Origin of the sequence: Microcoleus sp. FACHB-831 (assembly GCF_014695585.1) — a bacterium.
Lineage (GTDB): Bacteria > Cyanobacteriota > Cyanobacteriia > Cyanobacteriales > FACHB-T130 > FACHB-831.
In genome coordinates, this window is record NZ_JACJON010000075.1 from 103271 (window position 1) to 118365 (window position 15095).

Annotated in this window: 14 protein-coding genes; 8 read left to right on the forward strand and 6 right to left on the reverse strand. The window is 48.2% G+C overall.

Annotation, left to right across the window (positions count from 1 at the left end; all coding sequences use genetic code 11):
• The first annotated feature begins 60 nt into the window (after nucleotides 1-60).
• The 4 genes from pstB to H6F77_RS23935 all read left to right on the forward strand — a co-directional run bounded on the left by pstB (nucleotide 61) and on the right by H6F77_RS23935 (nucleotide 3673).
• Nucleotides 61-867, forward strand: a complete 807-nt coding sequence (gene pstB / locus H6F77_RS23920; protein WP_190491414.1) for a phosphate ABC transporter ATP-binding protein PstB — start codon at nucleotides 61-63, stop codon at nucleotides 865-867.
• 166 nt (nucleotides 868-1033) lie between these two features.
• Nucleotides 1034-1258, forward strand: a complete 225-nt coding sequence (locus H6F77_RS23925) for a hypothetical protein (RefSeq protein ID WP_190491415.1) — start codon at nucleotides 1034-1036, stop codon at nucleotides 1256-1258.
• Between the two features lie 160 nt (nucleotides 1259-1418).
• A complete protein-coding gene (psb27, locus tag H6F77_RS23930; protein WP_190491416.1) occupies nucleotides 1419-1820 on the forward strand; it encodes a photosystem II protein Psb27 in 402 nt (133 codons plus the stop codon).
• A gap of 299 nt (nucleotides 1821-2119) precedes the next feature.
• The gene (locus H6F77_RS23935; RefSeq protein WP_242022548.1) at nucleotides 2120-3673 is read left to right on the forward strand and encodes a family 10 glycosylhydrolase; all 1554 of its coding nucleotides are present in this window, start codon (nucleotides 2120-2122) and stop codon (nucleotides 3671-3673) included.
• Between the two features lie 113 nt (nucleotides 3674-3786).
• Here H6F77_RS23935 and leuS read toward each other — a convergent pair whose 3' ends face one another.
• The gene (leuS, locus tag H6F77_RS23940; protein ID WP_309228916.1) at nucleotides 3787-6363 is read right to left on the reverse strand and encodes a leucine--tRNA ligase; all 2577 of its coding nucleotides are present in this window, start codon (nucleotides 6361-6363) and stop codon (nucleotides 3787-3789) included.
• Nucleotides 6364-6486: 123 nt separating this feature from the next.
• Between leuS and H6F77_RS23945 the strand changes: the two genes are divergently transcribed.
• Nucleotides 6487-6906 (forward strand): gamma-glutamylcyclotransferase family protein, encoded by a 420-nt coding sequence (locus H6F77_RS23945; protein ID WP_199321519.1) that lies wholly within the window; start codon nucleotides 6487-6489, stop codon nucleotides 6904-6906.
• A 139-nt stretch (nucleotides 6907-7045) separates the two neighbouring features.
• On the opposite strand, the gene H6F77_RS23950 is transcribed toward H6F77_RS23945, so the two are convergent.
• Together H6F77_RS23950 and sigG are read right to left on the reverse strand one after the other, a co-directional pair.
• A complete protein-coding gene (locus H6F77_RS23950; protein WP_242022551.1) occupies nucleotides 7046-7579 on the reverse strand; it encodes an anti-sigma factor family protein in 534 nt (177 codons plus the stop codon).
• 145 nt (nucleotides 7580-7724) lie between these two features.
• Nucleotides 7725-8384 carry an RNA polymerase sigma factor SigG gene (sigG, locus tag H6F77_RS23955; protein ID WP_190491417.1) on the reverse strand — a complete coding sequence of 220 codons (660 nt, stop codon included), beginning with the start codon at nucleotides 8382-8384 and terminating at the stop codon, nucleotides 7725-7727.
• 451 nt (nucleotides 8385-8835) lie between these two features.
• Here sigG and H6F77_RS23960 point away from each other — a divergent pair, with 451 nt between their 5' ends.
• Entirely contained in the window at nucleotides 8836-9456 is a 621-nt protein-coding gene (locus tag H6F77_RS23960; RefSeq protein WP_190491418.1) for a L,D-transpeptidase, read from the forward strand.
• Nucleotides 9457-9502: 46 nt separating this feature from the next.
• Here the strand turns inward: H6F77_RS23960 and H6F77_RS23965 are convergent, their stop codons facing one another.
• A complete protein-coding gene (locus tag H6F77_RS23965) occupies nucleotides 9503-10060 on the reverse strand; it encodes a late competence development ComFB family protein (RefSeq protein WP_190491419.1) in 558 nt (185 codons plus the stop codon).
• 212 nt (nucleotides 10061-10272) lie between these two features.
• On the reverse strand, nucleotides 10273-11169 hold the full coding sequence (locus H6F77_RS23970; RefSeq protein WP_242022566.1) for a M23 family metallopeptidase: 897 nt from the start codon (nucleotides 11167-11169) through the stop codon (nucleotides 10273-10275).
• A 269-nt stretch (nucleotides 11170-11438) separates the two neighbouring features.
• Between H6F77_RS23970 and H6F77_RS23975 the strand changes: the two genes are divergently transcribed.
• On the forward strand, nucleotides 11439-13775 hold the full coding sequence (locus H6F77_RS23975) for a monovalent cation:proton antiporter family protein (RefSeq protein WP_190491421.1): 2337 nt from the start codon (nucleotides 11439-11441) through the stop codon (nucleotides 13773-13775).
• Between the two features lie 58 nt (nucleotides 13776-13833).
• Here the strand turns inward: H6F77_RS23975 and H6F77_RS23980 are convergent, their stop codons facing one another.
• The gene (locus H6F77_RS23980; RefSeq protein WP_190491422.1) at nucleotides 13834-14046 is read right to left on the reverse strand and encodes an Hfq-related RNA-binding protein; all 213 of its coding nucleotides are present in this window, start codon (nucleotides 14044-14046) and stop codon (nucleotides 13834-13836) included.
• A 195-nt stretch (nucleotides 14047-14241) separates the two neighbouring features.
• On the opposite strand from H6F77_RS23980, the gene dapF reads away from it, so the two are divergent.
• Entirely contained in the window at nucleotides 14242-15084 is an 843-nt protein-coding gene (gene dapF, locus H6F77_RS23985; protein ID WP_190491423.1) for a diaminopimelate epimerase, read from the forward strand.
• The last annotated feature ends 11 nt before the right edge of the window (nucleotides 15085-15095 follow it).

Sequence of the window (15095 nt, forward strand, 5' to 3'; positions counted from 1 at the left end):
AAGTTTCACCTTTGCAGTCTTAGCGGAAATGTCAACTTAAAAGAGATACTTGGACTCTTTATGTCTTCTAATAATCAGACAGTTAATCGCACGGAAACCGTTTTAAGGGCACAGAATGTTAATGTCTACTACGGGAATTTTCTAGCGCTTCGGGATATTAATTTAGATATTCCAAAGAACAGCGTGACGGCCTTTATTGGCCCTTCAGGGTGTGGCAAAAGTACGTTGCTGCGATGCTATAACCGCCTCAATGACTTAATTAAGAGTTTTCGTGCAGAGGGCAGCATAACTTATCACGGTCAAAACCTCTATGCGCCTGAGATTGACCCAGTAGAGGTACGGCGTCGGATTGGGATGGTGTTTCAAAGACCGAACCCTTTTCCGAAGTCTATTTATGAGAATATTGCTTTTGGTGCGCGGATTAATGGTTATCGCGGCGATATGGATGAGCTTGTGGAGCGATCGCTTCGTCAAGCTGCTTTGTGGGATGAAGTGAAAGATAAACTTAAGACCAGCGGACTGGCGCTATCGGGTGGTCAACAACAACGTTTGTGTATTGCTAGAGCGATCGCGGTTCAGCCAGATGTTGTCTTGATGGATGAACCATGTTCTGCGCTTGACCCCATTTCGACGCTGCGAGTGGAAGAACTGATCCACGAACTCAAGGAGCAGTACACTATTGTTATTGTCACCCACAATATGCAGCAAGCCTCCCGGCTGGCGGATTTGACGGCATTTTTTAATGTTGAGCCGACTGAAAAAGGCGGAAGAATGGGTTATTTGGTAGAGTGCGATCGCACCGAGGTCATTTTTCAAAGTCCCAAACAGAAAGCTACGCAGGAATACGTTAGCGGTCGCTTCGGCTAAACTATTCCAATCGCTCAGTCACAAATTAAGCGTTCCCCAATAAAATCAGTTTGCCCATCCAAACCTGGTATTGGGGAACGCATGAGCATCAAATTAGTAAAGTTACCATAAGCTAGCGGCACCCACAGACGCAATTAAAGCAGATGAAACCGCTTCATTAACAGGAGTGGGTTCTGAGACCAAAGAGTTTACTCCTCTGACTATGCAGGGTAATCCCCTCAAGACAGAGACAGAAGTTATTCTTTCTAACCCACTTTTAAAGAAAACCATAAACCAATTAAATCTCAAAGATAAAACAGGAAAGATCAACAATGAGTTAACCCTAAAACGTCAGATAAAAGTAAAAAATATTAGTGGCACAGATTCACAGCCTAAGTATGCGGCTCCTTAAGGTGGGGCTAAAATTGTCTTATTTGTTACAACTTATGTTGCGAGTAAAGGCGTAAAGCCATGTATGCTATGGAAGTCTTGCGCTCGGCTGCTCCAATCCAGGATAGGATTAAATATAATTTGCAAAGTTTTGTATAGTGTCGGAATTGGGAATAATGCTTATGAAGCGCTACTTGTCACGTCTGCTTGCCTTGGCTATGGTTGTGACCATTGGGTTGATGGGCTGTTCTTCAACCAGCGCCAGCGGTCTAACAGGTGATTATCGCCAGGATACGCTGAGCGTAGTGAATAGCTTGAGAACGGCCATCCAATTACCAGAAGATGCACCGGAAAAAGCACCTGCCCAAGCAGACGCGAAGCAGAAAATTAATGATTTTGCATCTCGCTACCAGCGAGATACTTCAGTAGCCAAGCTTAATTCCTTCACTACAATGAGAACAGCTTTGAACTCTCTAGCTGGTCATTACAGCTCTTATCCCAATCGTCCCGTGCCACAAAAGCTGAAGGATCGTCTAGAGCAGGAGTTCAAGCAAGTCGAGACTGCTTTGAATAGAGGGTATTAGAAGAATATGAAATATGAATTAATTCATATTTCATGCCTGAAAAGTGAGAACTTCTACCCAGCTAATTGTTCAGTTTTTACCCTTGAGCGTAAGGCATAAAAATGGTGCTAGCCTTCGCCAAGGGTAAGGCACGGAAGTGAGAAATTGCCAAATAGCCCCGTTAGGGGCGTAGGCTTAATACCAGAACCAGGGTGCATAGTTGCAGATACTTGAGCTTATAATTGACCGGAAACGCTGTTCATGAGCGTAATTAAGTCAACATTAAGTTCAAAGGAACGGTAGTTGCTTCCATCAGTCTAATGAGATTGATAATGCCTGGTTTTGGTTTATTTGTGGTGGTTGCAGGAATGTCCAACGGTTCGATGAAAAGGACGCAATACAGGCGTAGTATATATCGCGGCATAGTTGCAGCGCTAGTGACCACTGGTAGTTCGCTTGGTCAGTGCTGGTTTAGCCAACCCGCGACTGCACAGACGAAGGCATATTGCCAGTTTCCACAAGACGCGATCGCTCAAAAAGATAGCCTTCGCCTGACGGCATTGAAAGGAAATTCAGATGCCCAGAATAACTACAGAGCCGTTATAAAACAACACTCAGAACGCTTGCGGCAGTGCCGCAGCCAGACTTGGCCCCGCATTCAGGCAATATGGCTGCGCCTGCACCCCTGCGATGCACGTCCGGGAGCGCTGGATGAAATTTTCGATCGCCTCGTAAACCTGGGTTACAACCAGGTTTACTTGGAAGTCTTTTATGATGGCCAGGTGCTGCTACCTGCTTCTGAGAACTCGACACCTTGGCCGTCAGTGCTGAGGACGCCTGGAAGTGAGAAAGTAGACTTGTTCGCGCAAGCCCTGCAAAAAGGACGCGATCGCGGTATGCGCGTTTATGCTTGGATGTTTGCCATGAATTTTGGCTACTCCTACGCCCAGCGTTCTGACAGACAAAGCGCCCTAGCCCGCGACGGTAAGGGAAATATCAGTTTGGATGTTGTTGATGATGGCTCTCAAGTCTTCATCGATCCCTATAATCGGCAAGCCAAAGCAGATTACTACCAGATGGTTCAGGCGCTCGTTAGACGCCGCCCTGATGGTGTGCTGTTTGACTATATTCGGTATCCGAGGCAGGGGGGAGCAGATTCGATAGCCAACGATGTCAAAGATTTATGGATTTACGGTGAGGGTGCCCAGCAAGCTTTGTTTGAACGCGCCCAGAACAGTAAAGGGCTAGAGCTGATCCGGCGATTCGTGAGTCAGGGATACATTAATACCGGCGATATTCAAGCGGTAGATAAGTTATATCCTCAAGAGGGTTCGCCCCTTTGGCAGGGACGCAATCCCCCTACGGACGAAGTAAAAATAAGCGCTGCAAAGCGTCGCCCAACCTTGCAGTGGGAACTCTGGCAGTTGACTGTTGCTCACGCCGCGCAAGGCGTCGTTGATTTTCTGGCATTAGCCAGCACGCCAGCGCGTCAGGTCGGCATCCCAACCGGGTCAGTATTTTTCCCCGAGGGGAACCAAGCCATCGGTCAAGGATATGATTCGCGAGTGCAACCTTGGAACAGGTTTAGCAGTACCCCTGAGTGGCATCCGATGTCTTATGCTCTTTGTGGAAATTCTAGCAGCTGTATTGCGGCGCAAGTTAAAAGGGTGCTGACTGACGCACAACCTGGAACTCTAGTAATTCCGGCACTTGCGGGGGTTTGGGGCAAGTCCTATAAAGAGCGCCCGCCTCTGGAAGCGCAGATGCAAGCCGTGCGCGAAATAGCACCACAACTCAATGGGGTGAGCCATTTTGCATATTCTTGGCAAGAACCAGAATATGACCGCGATCGCAAGTCTTGTAGTGCGCGATAAGCGAGCGAGTTGGGGCTTTTTTGTCTCCAACTCACGTTAATTAAATGGTAAGAAAGATCGCTCTTTTTCTCTAAACTGAGTGTTTGAAAGGAGTGCGATCGCACTCCTTTTTTTTAACCCACTACAAAATTCACCAACTTCCCAGGCACGACAATAACCTTCTTTATCTCCTTACCCTCAATAAACCGCTGCACAACTTCTGATTCGCGGGCGTATTTTTCCAACGCTTCCTTGTCAGCTTGCGACGGAACCTGAATAGTCCCCCTTACTTTGCCCATGACTTGAATCACTAAGGTAATTTCATCGACAACTAGGGCAGTTGGATCGGCTTTAGGCCAACTTTGGGTGTGTACCGACTCCTTGTGACCGATAGCGTACCAAAGTTCATCCGCGACGTGAGGCGCAAAGGGTGCCATCAATAGAATTAGGGTTTCAATTGCTTCCGTATAAACTGGGGAGTTTTTGCTAGTAGAGTCAGCGATCGCATTACTCAACTTCATCAACTCCGACACAGCCGTATTAAATTGATATTCCCCTTCCAAATCCTCAGTAACTGACTTAATCGCCAAGTGAATTGCTCTTCGCAAATCCTTGTCAATTTTAGATTTGGGATTTTGAGTTTTTGCTTTTTCTGTTCCCTGTGTTAGTTGCTGAGTGTTAAAATCTGCAACCAAACGCCAGACACGATTTAAAAAGCGGAATTGTCCCTCAACATCCGCATCATCCCATTCCAAATCTTTCTCTGGCGGTGCTTTAAAAAGCACAAACATCCGCGCCGTATCAGCGCCATACTTACCTAAAACTTCCAGCGGATCGATGCCGTTGTACTTAGACTTAGACATTTTTTCATAAAAGACTTTCAACGGTTTACCCGTCTCTGGATCTTTTGGATCTTCTGGATTTACTTGTGCTGCTGGGATGTATTTTCCCGTGTCAGGGTTTTTGTAAGTTACCCCCTGAACCATACCTTGAGTTAGCAGGCGTTGGAAAGGTTCGTCGAAATTTAACAGGGAGCGATCGCGCAAAACTTTAGTAAAAAACCGCGAATACAATAAGTGTAAAATCGCGTGTTCAATTCCACCCACATACTGATCTACAGGCATCCAGTCATTAGTTTTCGCGGGGTCGAAAACTTGCTCTTCGTTCCTAGCATCTGGATAGCGCAAGAAATACCACGACGAATCAATAAAAGTATCCATCGTGTCAGTTTCGCGCTTCGCCGACGAACCGCAAGTCGGACAAGAAACATTCACCCAATTCGATATCTGAGCTAAGGGAGAAGCACCGCGACCAGTGAATTCTACATCTTCTGGCAACTTAACGGGCAACTGGTCGTCAGGAACCGGAACCATCCCACAACTAGGACAGTGAACTACAGGAATCGGCGCACCCCAATAGCGTTGCCGAGATATTAACCAATCTCTCAAGCGATATTGTACCCGTGCCTTACCGATACCTTCTTTCTCGGCATATTCGATAATTGCCTGTTTCCCTTTAACCGAATCCACCCCATCGAAGGAACCGGAATTAATCATAACTCCCGGTTCTGTATAAGCTGCTTGCAGTACAGGTGTCTCGCCTGCATTATCTCCTGCGGGGACAATTACAACCTTAATAGGGAGTTGATTTCCCTTAGCAAATTGGAAATCCCGCGTATCGTGAGCAGGTACGCCCATTACCGCACCCGTGCCATACTCGTAAAGCACGTAATCGGCAATCCAGATAGGAATTTCTTCCCCAGTGAACGGGTTAACTGCCTTCCCGCCAGTGGGAATCCCCCGCTTGGGCTTATCTTCAGCGGTGCGTTCCAACTCGCTTTGGCTAGAAACTTCTTTGACAAATGCTTCTACCTCAGCTTGTCTTTCTGGCGTAGTAACGCGCTTGGTCAAAGGATGTTCTGGCGCTAATACAACGTAGGTGACGCCATAAACCGTATCGGGACGAGTGGTATAAACACCAATCTTTTCATCCATCCCGACGATGGGAAATTCTAAGTAAGCGCCAACAGATTTACCAATCCAGTTGGCCTGCATCAACTTAACCCGTTCTGGCCATCCCGTCAATTTGTCTAAGTCGTTGAGCAATTGCTCGGCGTAGTCGGTAATCTTGAGGAACCACTGGCGCAACATTTTGCGCTCGACTTTTGCACCGGAACGCCAGGATTTACCCTCGTTATCGACTTGTTCGTTAGCTAGAACGGTTTGGTCGATGGGGTCCCAGTTTACGGCAGATTCTTTCTGATAAGCTAGTCCTGCTTTAAAGAACTGCAAGAATATCCACTGAGTCCACTTGTAATAATCTGGCGAACAGGTGGTGACTTCTCGGTTCCAATCGATGGAAAGACCCAGTTGCTGCAATTGTTGCCGCATTTGGGCAATATTTTGCTCTGTCCATTTTCCTGGGGGAACGCCTCTATCGATGGCGGCGTTTTCTGCTGGCAAACCAAAGGCATCCCAACCCATGGGGTGAAGTACGCGATACCCTTGCATCCGCTTGAGTCGGGCAATTACATCCGTAATGGTGTAGTTGCGGACGTGCCCCATGTGCAAACTACCCGATGGATAGGGGAACATGGACAGGGCGTAAAATTTCGGCTTATTACTATCTGTAGGGGTCTGGTCTAAGCCAAGTTCTGCCCAATTTTTTTGCCACTTTTCCTCGATTGATGCTGGGTTGTAACGGGACTCCACACTAATGCTCCTACTGGACTTGGCGATCGCGTCTGTCCCCATATTTTGACACATCCAATTATCCATAATCGGCAAAACCGCTGTGTATTACAATTGTAATACACAGCGGTTAGCGAAGATATTTTGAATAAACTAAAAGTTTTTGTCTACGGTACTCTCAAACCAGGAGAGCGCAATTATCAAAAATACTGTGCGGGTAAAGTAGTCGAGGCGAAAAGAGCGATCGCATTCGGTCAACTTTTTGCCTTGCCTATGGGATATCCAGCCATGACCCCCGGCGATACCCCAGTTAGCGGCTTTTTGCTTTCGTTTGCCAATCCAGATATTTTACACATCCTGGATGAACTAGAAGATTATGACCCTAATAGAGCGCAGGCACAAAATGGTTACAACCGCGTGCAAATCGACACTTATAAACCAGGCGGCGAACCTCTAGCAACAGCATGGGTATATTTGATGACGCCGGAGCGGGTTAGCCTTCATAGAGGGGTGCTGCTGCCCTTGGGTTGGTGGAGCAGTAGCGGGCGATCGCCAAGCGCATAACTAAAGCTACTTGCCAGCCTACCATTAAGGTGTTTCCTGGGTTATACCAGTTCTGTTTAAGATTGTGGCGTTAAACTCCCCAAACTACCTACTGGGGAGGCTCGCCAAATCCCAACTCCAAAATGGTATTACGCCCAACCTACTGCTTTTCTAGCGTGCTATTGACAGCTTCTGGTGGAGCTGCTATTGCGGCTTTGGGAATCTCGATAACTGGGCGATTCAAGGCAACCATTAAAGGTGCGGGAGCTGGTGCTGGAGCTTCTACCACCAGCAGTGGCTGGCGACTTCCAGGGGCAATGCTTGAGATAGCGCCAACAAAGAGGGCGGCGATCGCTGCTCCTCCCCACACAACACGTCGCTTGTTCTGACGACGGTCGATTTCTGCAAATACTCTCTGTGTCGTCTGTTGTACCGATCGCTGCGATTGAGGTACTGTCAGCGTCTGCATACCTCCGCGTATCATTACCAGACGGCTATACATACCTTTCACCTCTGGATCGTTTGCCAGCCATTCCTGCACTTGCTGGCGTTCCGAGGCTGTCACCTCACCATCGAGATAGGCACTTACCAATTCAAAGCGATCGCGTTGTAAAATATCCATTTTTTTGGAGGTTTGGGTTTCGGCAGGTATCCGTTGCCCAGAATACTTGCGCTCTTCAAATTCAGGGTTCATTTTCACGTCACCACCACGTCAAAGAAGGGGGTCATAATACTAGGTAACGCTAAAGGCTAGTCTACTAGGCTGCTGGTTAGGATCGCAATATCTAAAATGCAGATTTAGCAGCCATCGCAAGCGATGCACAACCATGACTGCTAGACTAGCCACCGTTCAAATAGTTTTGCAGTTGAGATTGCAGACGTTGACGCGCTCTAGCAATTCTAGATTTTACGGTTCCTAGCGATACGCCTGTGATTTCGGCAATTTCCTCATAAGCCATGCCTTCGATTTCTCTAAGGACAATGGTTGTACGAAATACCTCTGGCAGATCGGCGATCGCTTCGCGCAGTTGTTCGTAGAACTCCCGCGTTGTCATATCTTCGTCTGGACTGGGATTATCTGATGCAATTTCCCAATCCATCTCCCCGTCGTCCATCATGCGGGGAGCATCAAGAGAGAGCGGATTAGATACCCGCTTGCGTTTTCTCAGTTCGTCGTAAAACAGGTTTGTGGCAATACGGCTCAACCACCCCCGGAACTTTTCTGGTTCTTGCAGGCGTTTGATATTGCGGTAAACCCGAATCCAGACTTCTTGAGCTAGGTCTGCCCGATCCTGCCAGTCAGGAGCTAGGTGGTACAAAATTTTATCGACGTGAGACTGATAGCGACGCATAAGTTCCGCAAAGGCGGAACGTTCCGGGCGCGCATCGGCCTGACACCGTAAAATCAAGTCATAGTTCGGAAGTTTTTCTACTTGTTGCACCGGCGTTGGAGGAACCGTTGCGTCAACCGTTGACCAGGATACAGTCGATTGGCTCATGGATGGAATGGGATACTACAACATCCTTCCCTCAATGACGCGGTACTTTAATTAAGGTTCCCGCCTTTATTTGGGGGTTGGACAAGTTGTTTACTCATCCCAGCTAATTAGATCCAATTCATTAACTGTAAGTGTCTCATTTTTAAAGTTTAAGGTCATCCCCCACAAGGATAATTTAAGACTCTGGCCGTTTGGTTACCGCAACTGTCTATAGTATTGTGAGAAATCAAACACAAGGATAATTTAAGCCTCTAGCGGTTTGTTTGCCGCAACTGGCTGTAGTATTGTGAGAAATCAAAGCTTGTGGATAGCCACTGTTGAGGCTGCATAACTACACCCACTAATACGCAGCAAATCCATCCTTCTTCCGGATAGCGTTTGGGGGAAAATGATTTGGGATTTTGAAGTTAAGACGAGCGCTAAAATCTCAAATTATAAATAGACTAACTTTATGAGAAGAGATGAAACCCTTTCTCGCAGCTTAATGCTCCTCTGTTTTGGGACAGCGATCGCCTTGTTCTTTGCTTTACCGCAGACAAATTCGACAATAAAGCAAGCAGGCAATCGCGACAGTCAAGATGGTGTTAGCAGCGCTCGTTTTGCGCCCCGCGAACCAAACAATAAACCTGTGCCGCAGTCGGTTTCGCGATCGCGCCTCGCGAAACCGACTGCGGCAAATATTGATAACGCTGAGTTAGTGGTGGATTTAAGCGATCGCCGCGTATACGTTTACCGCACTGGCAAGCTAAAAGCCAAATACCCCATAGCTGTTGGGCAGAAAGGTTGGCAAACTCCAACGGGCACGTTCCCAGTTCTAGCAAAGTACCGCAACCCATCATGGCTTCACCCAATCACCGGGGAGGTGGTGAAAACTGGCCCTAAAAATCCTTTAGGAGATAGATGGATTGGCTTTTGGTCTGACGGACGCCATCAAATCGGCTTTCACGGCACTAATCAAGAGAAGATGGTGGGACAAGCCGTTTCTCACGGCTGCTTGCGAATGCGAAATCAGGATATTCGGGCGCTATACGAGCAAGTGGGCAAAGGGACGCCAGTTGTTGTCCGCAACTAGGCGTTACGGGAGCGATGCACTATGGCTACATAGCTCCCGTAGCTAACTACTCGCTAATATTGTGACTCGGTTTTGGTTCGTAGTCGGGAGCGTAGATTTGCAGCCAGTTATTGATCTGATTGAGGACTTCGTTACCGGAACTTTTGCCAATGGGTTCCCGTTCGGGGAAGAATTCAGGTCGATCCAGGTTGCGGGCGATCGCTTCGCTCACTTGCTGAGTAATCAACTCCTGTAGTTCCTCCTTTGCCCGTTGCCGTTGGTAGCGTGCGCCTTCTTCGGTCGTGGCATAGAGTGGGGGCAGTCGATTTAGGGCGTAGGCGGCAATATCTCCTACATCAAGGACTTGATCGCTGGTGGCTTCAATTTCTGCCGATCGCGCGATCGCTTCCGTCAGCACCAACTCTTCCATGACATTGATGAACTGTTTCCTGGGCACCGCAACAACTTCCCCGGTCAGCAGCGCTCCCATCAGCCGATCCAGAGCCATGTATTCTTCAATGGACAGCTCCGATGCCGTGTCACAGATCCGTCCCACCTCTGCTTCCATTGCTGGTGTCAGATAACCATCTTGCAGGGCTTGTTCAACAATCTTTTCAATACTCATGACTTCTGCTGTAGTTCGCGGTACCATCTCCAATCCAGCCACCCTGCTACAATCTTTCTTCAAGTGAACACAAAATTTATCAACCTCTCCTAAAATTTCATTAAAACTTTAAAAAGAGGTCATTATTATTATTCCTTAGCCCTTAGTCATTCGGGGAACTTTGCACGTAGGACAAAGTATGAATGACTAAGATAAGCTGTCCAGAGTCAGCTTTATTCAACTCCCGATCCGCGCCAAGGTGCTGGATCGATAGACTTTCCATTAACATACAATCCCCAGTGTAGATGTGGCCCCGTTGAAGCACCTGTTGAGCCAATGGCACCAATCCTTTGCCCTGGTTGCACGATATCTCCTTCCTGCACGTCAATGCGGCTCAGGTGCATAAATATACTGGTGACGCCTTGACCGTGATCGATTCCAACGGCGTTGCCGTGAACTCGGAAACCCTGAGACACCCGACCCACCATAGCAACCCGGCCTGCGGCTGGTGCTGTAACTGCTGAACCATACCCACCAGCATAGTCTACCCCCCGATGGTAATAGTCGTTAGCAAATTTACCATTGTAGTAGCGGCGAACTCCATACACAGATGAAATTCGTCCTTTGTTGGGCTGGCGGAAAGCACCATTCCAGAATTTTTCTGGTGTCGCTAGCCTTTTCAAAGCTGCTACGCGGTTGAGTTCAAACTCTGTCGCACTTTGTCCGGCTTTTCCGGGGGGTAGAGTAATGCGCTGTACGGGAAATTTGCGATCGCGCAGTGACACAGCCAATGTCTTCACCTCACCATCACCAGCCACCTGAATAGCCAATTTTCCAGGCTTATCTAAAGGTGTTGTTGGTACAAAAGCCCGATAACGATTTCCTCCCATAGGAAACGCTGGGTAAGTCTCACCTTTCATTGAAACCCTTGGATTCTCCGAGCTTTGTGAATCCACCTGAAAGATAACTGATAGCGTATCCCCTAGCTGAGGATTGCTAGGAGTCACTTGCACCTGAACGGCAGAGAGGGGTAAAGAAAAAGCAAGCGGTAACAAGCAAGAGACAACAGCCAACAGGGACAACAAAAATTTGCTTTGGCTTTTTACCTTACGTCTTACCCATCCCAACAAGGTATTAGGCTTGGTCGAGTCAGATTGTGGCAGATTAAGTTTAAATTTTACCAGAGAGAAAAGCGAAGACACAGATAGTACTGCCCCGATCGGGGTTTTAACAACGGCGTAGGGATAGACTATCATTCTGCCGCTGCTGTTTCCAAGCGAGTGCAAATTTTATATTTGCGCTTATAATTTTAAGTTCTTTAATTCGCACTATCCCCATTTATCGAAAACTCGTATCCTAAAGTTAATACAGCTTAATACTTTGCTCATAAAAGAAACTTGTGCAAGAAGACTTCAGACTAATCGTAGATTTAGTAACCGTTCTAGCTGCTGCTGCCACAGGTGGAGTATTGGCAGCGCTATGCCGTCAACCAGCCTTACTTGGCTATATTGTGGGAGGAATGATTGTTGGGCCAGCAGGGTTAGGGCTAATAAAAGAATTGGTTCAGATAGAAACCCTGGCTCAGTTTGGCGTAGCCTTTTTGTTGTTCGCTTTAGGGGTTGAGTTCTCGTTTACGGAACTTAAGAAAGTCAAGGCGATCGCTCTGGGAGGAGGCGCACTGCAAATTACCCTAACCATTGCGTTCACCGTTTTTGTATGTTGGGCAACTGGAGCCTGGGCCACCTTACCAGCCAAAGGAATATTTCTGGGGGCGATACTCTCCCTCTCTTCAACCGCCGTCGTTCTCAAGTGCCTGATGGAACGGAACGAAATGGCAACCCCTCACGGACAGGTAATGCTCGGCATTTTAGTAGTACAAGACCTGGCGCTGGGCTTGATGCTAGCAGTGTTACCAGCCCTCGATCAACCACCAGAAGCCATCGGCCAAGCTGTCGCTTTAGCAGTATTAAGAATAGCGTTATTTGCTGGTGGTGCTGTGGCGGCAGGCATCTGGCTAATTCCACCCTTGCTGCAACTGCTAGCTAAAACAGAAAGCAAAGAACTATTTTTACTTGGCGTAGTTACGCTGTGCTTAGGCATTGCCCTGCTTACAGAACAACTAGGGCTTTCCATCGAAATGGGAGCTTTTGTCGCTGGTTTAACAATCTCAGAAGTCGAGTACGCCGACCAAACCCTAACCTATGTAGAGCCGTTGCGAGATGTGTTTGCGGCGCTATTTTTTGCTGCAATAGGGATGCTAATAGACCCAGTTTTCCTGTGGAACAATCTGGAATTAATTCTGGGATTGGTACTTCTGGTATTTGTCGGCAAGTTTTTGATTGTGACGCCAATAGTCAGGGCGTTTCGGTATCCCTGGAAAACCGCATTAATTGCAGGGTTGGGTTTATCTCAGATTGGGGAATTCTCCTTTGTGCTGGCAAGTTCCGGACAAGCGCTGGGATTGGTTTCTCGCCAGATTTATTTATTAATTTTGGGGACAACAGCAGTCACGCTGGTGTTAACGCCGTTTGTACTGCGCCTAGTGTCGCAATTATTCGAGATGCCAGGGATACAGCAGTATTTCGATCCGATCGACGCTCCTCTGGAAGTTTCATGCGATTTGCCCATGCAAAACCATGTCGTGGTGTGCGGCTATGGAGGAGTGGGGCGCAATTTAGTACGACTCTTACAGGAGCATAACTGCCCCGTGTTGGCGATCGACCAGTCGGAAAGAACTATTCAAAAATTGCGAGATCAGGGCATACCGTATGTTTATGGGAATGCTGCTAGCTTGCACGTATTGGAAAAAGCGGGAGTGGGGAAGGCGCAGTCGATGGCGATCGCTCTCCCAGACTCTATGAGTACCCGACTCGCTATCAAACGCGCCCTAGAAATAGACCCAAGCTTGGATATTGTAGTTCGCGCTAACCACGATCGCGATATCGAACTGCTGTACCAGTTGGGAGCGCGTGAGGTTGTGCAGCCAGAATTTGAGGCAAGTTTGGAAATAACTACCCACGTACTCACGCGGCGGGGAATGCCTCTGTGGGGCGTTCAACGGGAAATGCAGCAAATTCGCAACTCTCACTATCTAGATTTGCGACCGCAAACGCCTGCTGAAATTTCGAGAGATATGCAGGCGGCGCTCAACGGAACGGGGATGAATAGCAAGTGGTATCCCCTACCAGATAATTCGCCTCTAGTTGGCATGACGCTAGAAGAAACTAACTTGCGCTGGTTGACTGGCGCCAGCGTGGTGGCGATTCGCAGAGCGTCGGGAGGCGAGATAGACTATCCCTCGGAGCGCACAATTATGGAAGTGGGCGATCGCCTGCTGCTGGTGGGAGACCGGGAAGAACTTGCCGCCTTTAACGAACTGGCTAAGGGAGAGCTAACGATTCCGGGAGCAAGTACCCCTTGTCAGTGGTTGGTGGTGTCAGATGATAGCCCAGCTATAGGCAAAACATTGTCAGAGCTACATTTCCGGCGTCAGTACGGCATCCAGGTGCAATCAATTCGCCGAGAAGGAAAATTTATCCGCTTCCCAGATGGACGCGAGCATGTGCGCTCAGGCGATCGCTTGCTCTTGTGCGGCGGCAGTTATCCCCTAAATCAGTTGCGACAATGGATTGCGCCCTCATCAGCGACGCCGAGTGTTTCTGTTCCTGTAATTAAGGCTCCCGTAAGCGAAGCTATGCAAGAGTACCTGCCACTAGATACTCAGCGAGAAGTTTAAATTGGGCATGGGGTATTGGAAATCGGTAATTGCTCTTCCCAATTCCCCATTAACCAACTCAGCCTTTGGCCTTGAGATAGGCGATCGCCCCACGCCAAACTATTGTCTGCTGCTCGTTCTCGTCCATGAGACACACGCATTGTGTATCCTGCCAGTGGATATTACCAACCAGCGATTCCTGGGTAATGAGTTTCAGCTCGACTTGCTTTTTGTCTCTTATCAAACTTTGAATTTGGCGAAAGCTAGGCAATCCTGTTTCTAATTCAGCCATATCAGTCCTTAATCAAATGTTTTTAATCTGTTGTCTGTTGGAGGTGCGGGGGTTATATTTCCCAGCACATATGTCCCTTGTCCTTACTACCGAGAGGTGTCACCGCTGATAGTTGACGGGGGCTAATAACCCGTTAACAATGCCAGGGGCACAAATCTGATAGCTTGTATTTGATAGCGCTTTGCGGAGAAGTGAATGGCCATCGAATTTACAAAGTATCACGGACTGGGAAATGATTTTATTTTGATTGATAACCGCTCGTCTGAAGAACCGTTTCTGACTCAGGAACAGGCTGTTAAGGTGTGCGATCGCCATTTTGGGATTGGCGCTGATGGCGTCATCTTTGCTCTACCCGGACAATCGGGCACTGACTACACGATGCGGATTTTCAACTCTGATGGCTCTGAGCCAGAAATGTGCGGCAATGGCATCCGCTGTTTAGCTAAGTTTCTATCTGACTTAGAGGCTGGCTCAAACCAGAGTAGAAATGAATATCGCATTCATACCCTTGCTGGTGTTATGGCACCCCAAGTGCGGCCTGACGGTCAAGTCACTGTCGATATGGGTTTGCCGCGATTGCTAGCAGGTGAAATTCCGACAACGCTTTGCTCGCCTGACGAGAAAGTTATCCAGCGATCGCTCGAAGTTGCTGGTACTACATGGTCTGTCACCTGCGTCAGCATGGGTAATCCCCACTGCATTACTTTTGTCGAAGATGTGGCGGCTGTTCCCCTAGAAAGTATTGGCCCTCTGTTTGAGCATCACCCCGTTTTCCCCCAGCGCACCAATACAGAATTTATTCAAATGATACGACGCGACTATCTAAAAATGCGCGTTTGGGAACGGGGGGCTGGTGTCACCTTAGCCTGCGGTACGGGGGCTTGTGCGTCTCTAGTTGCTGCTGTTTTAACCGGAAGGAGCGATCGCGTAGCCACAGTGGAACTCCCTGGTGGCTGTCTGCAAATTGAATGGTCGCAATTAGACCAACGGCTTTTTATGACTGGGCCAGCCGAGTTAGTTTTTACAGGTCGGCTGTAAGTTAGCGGCTA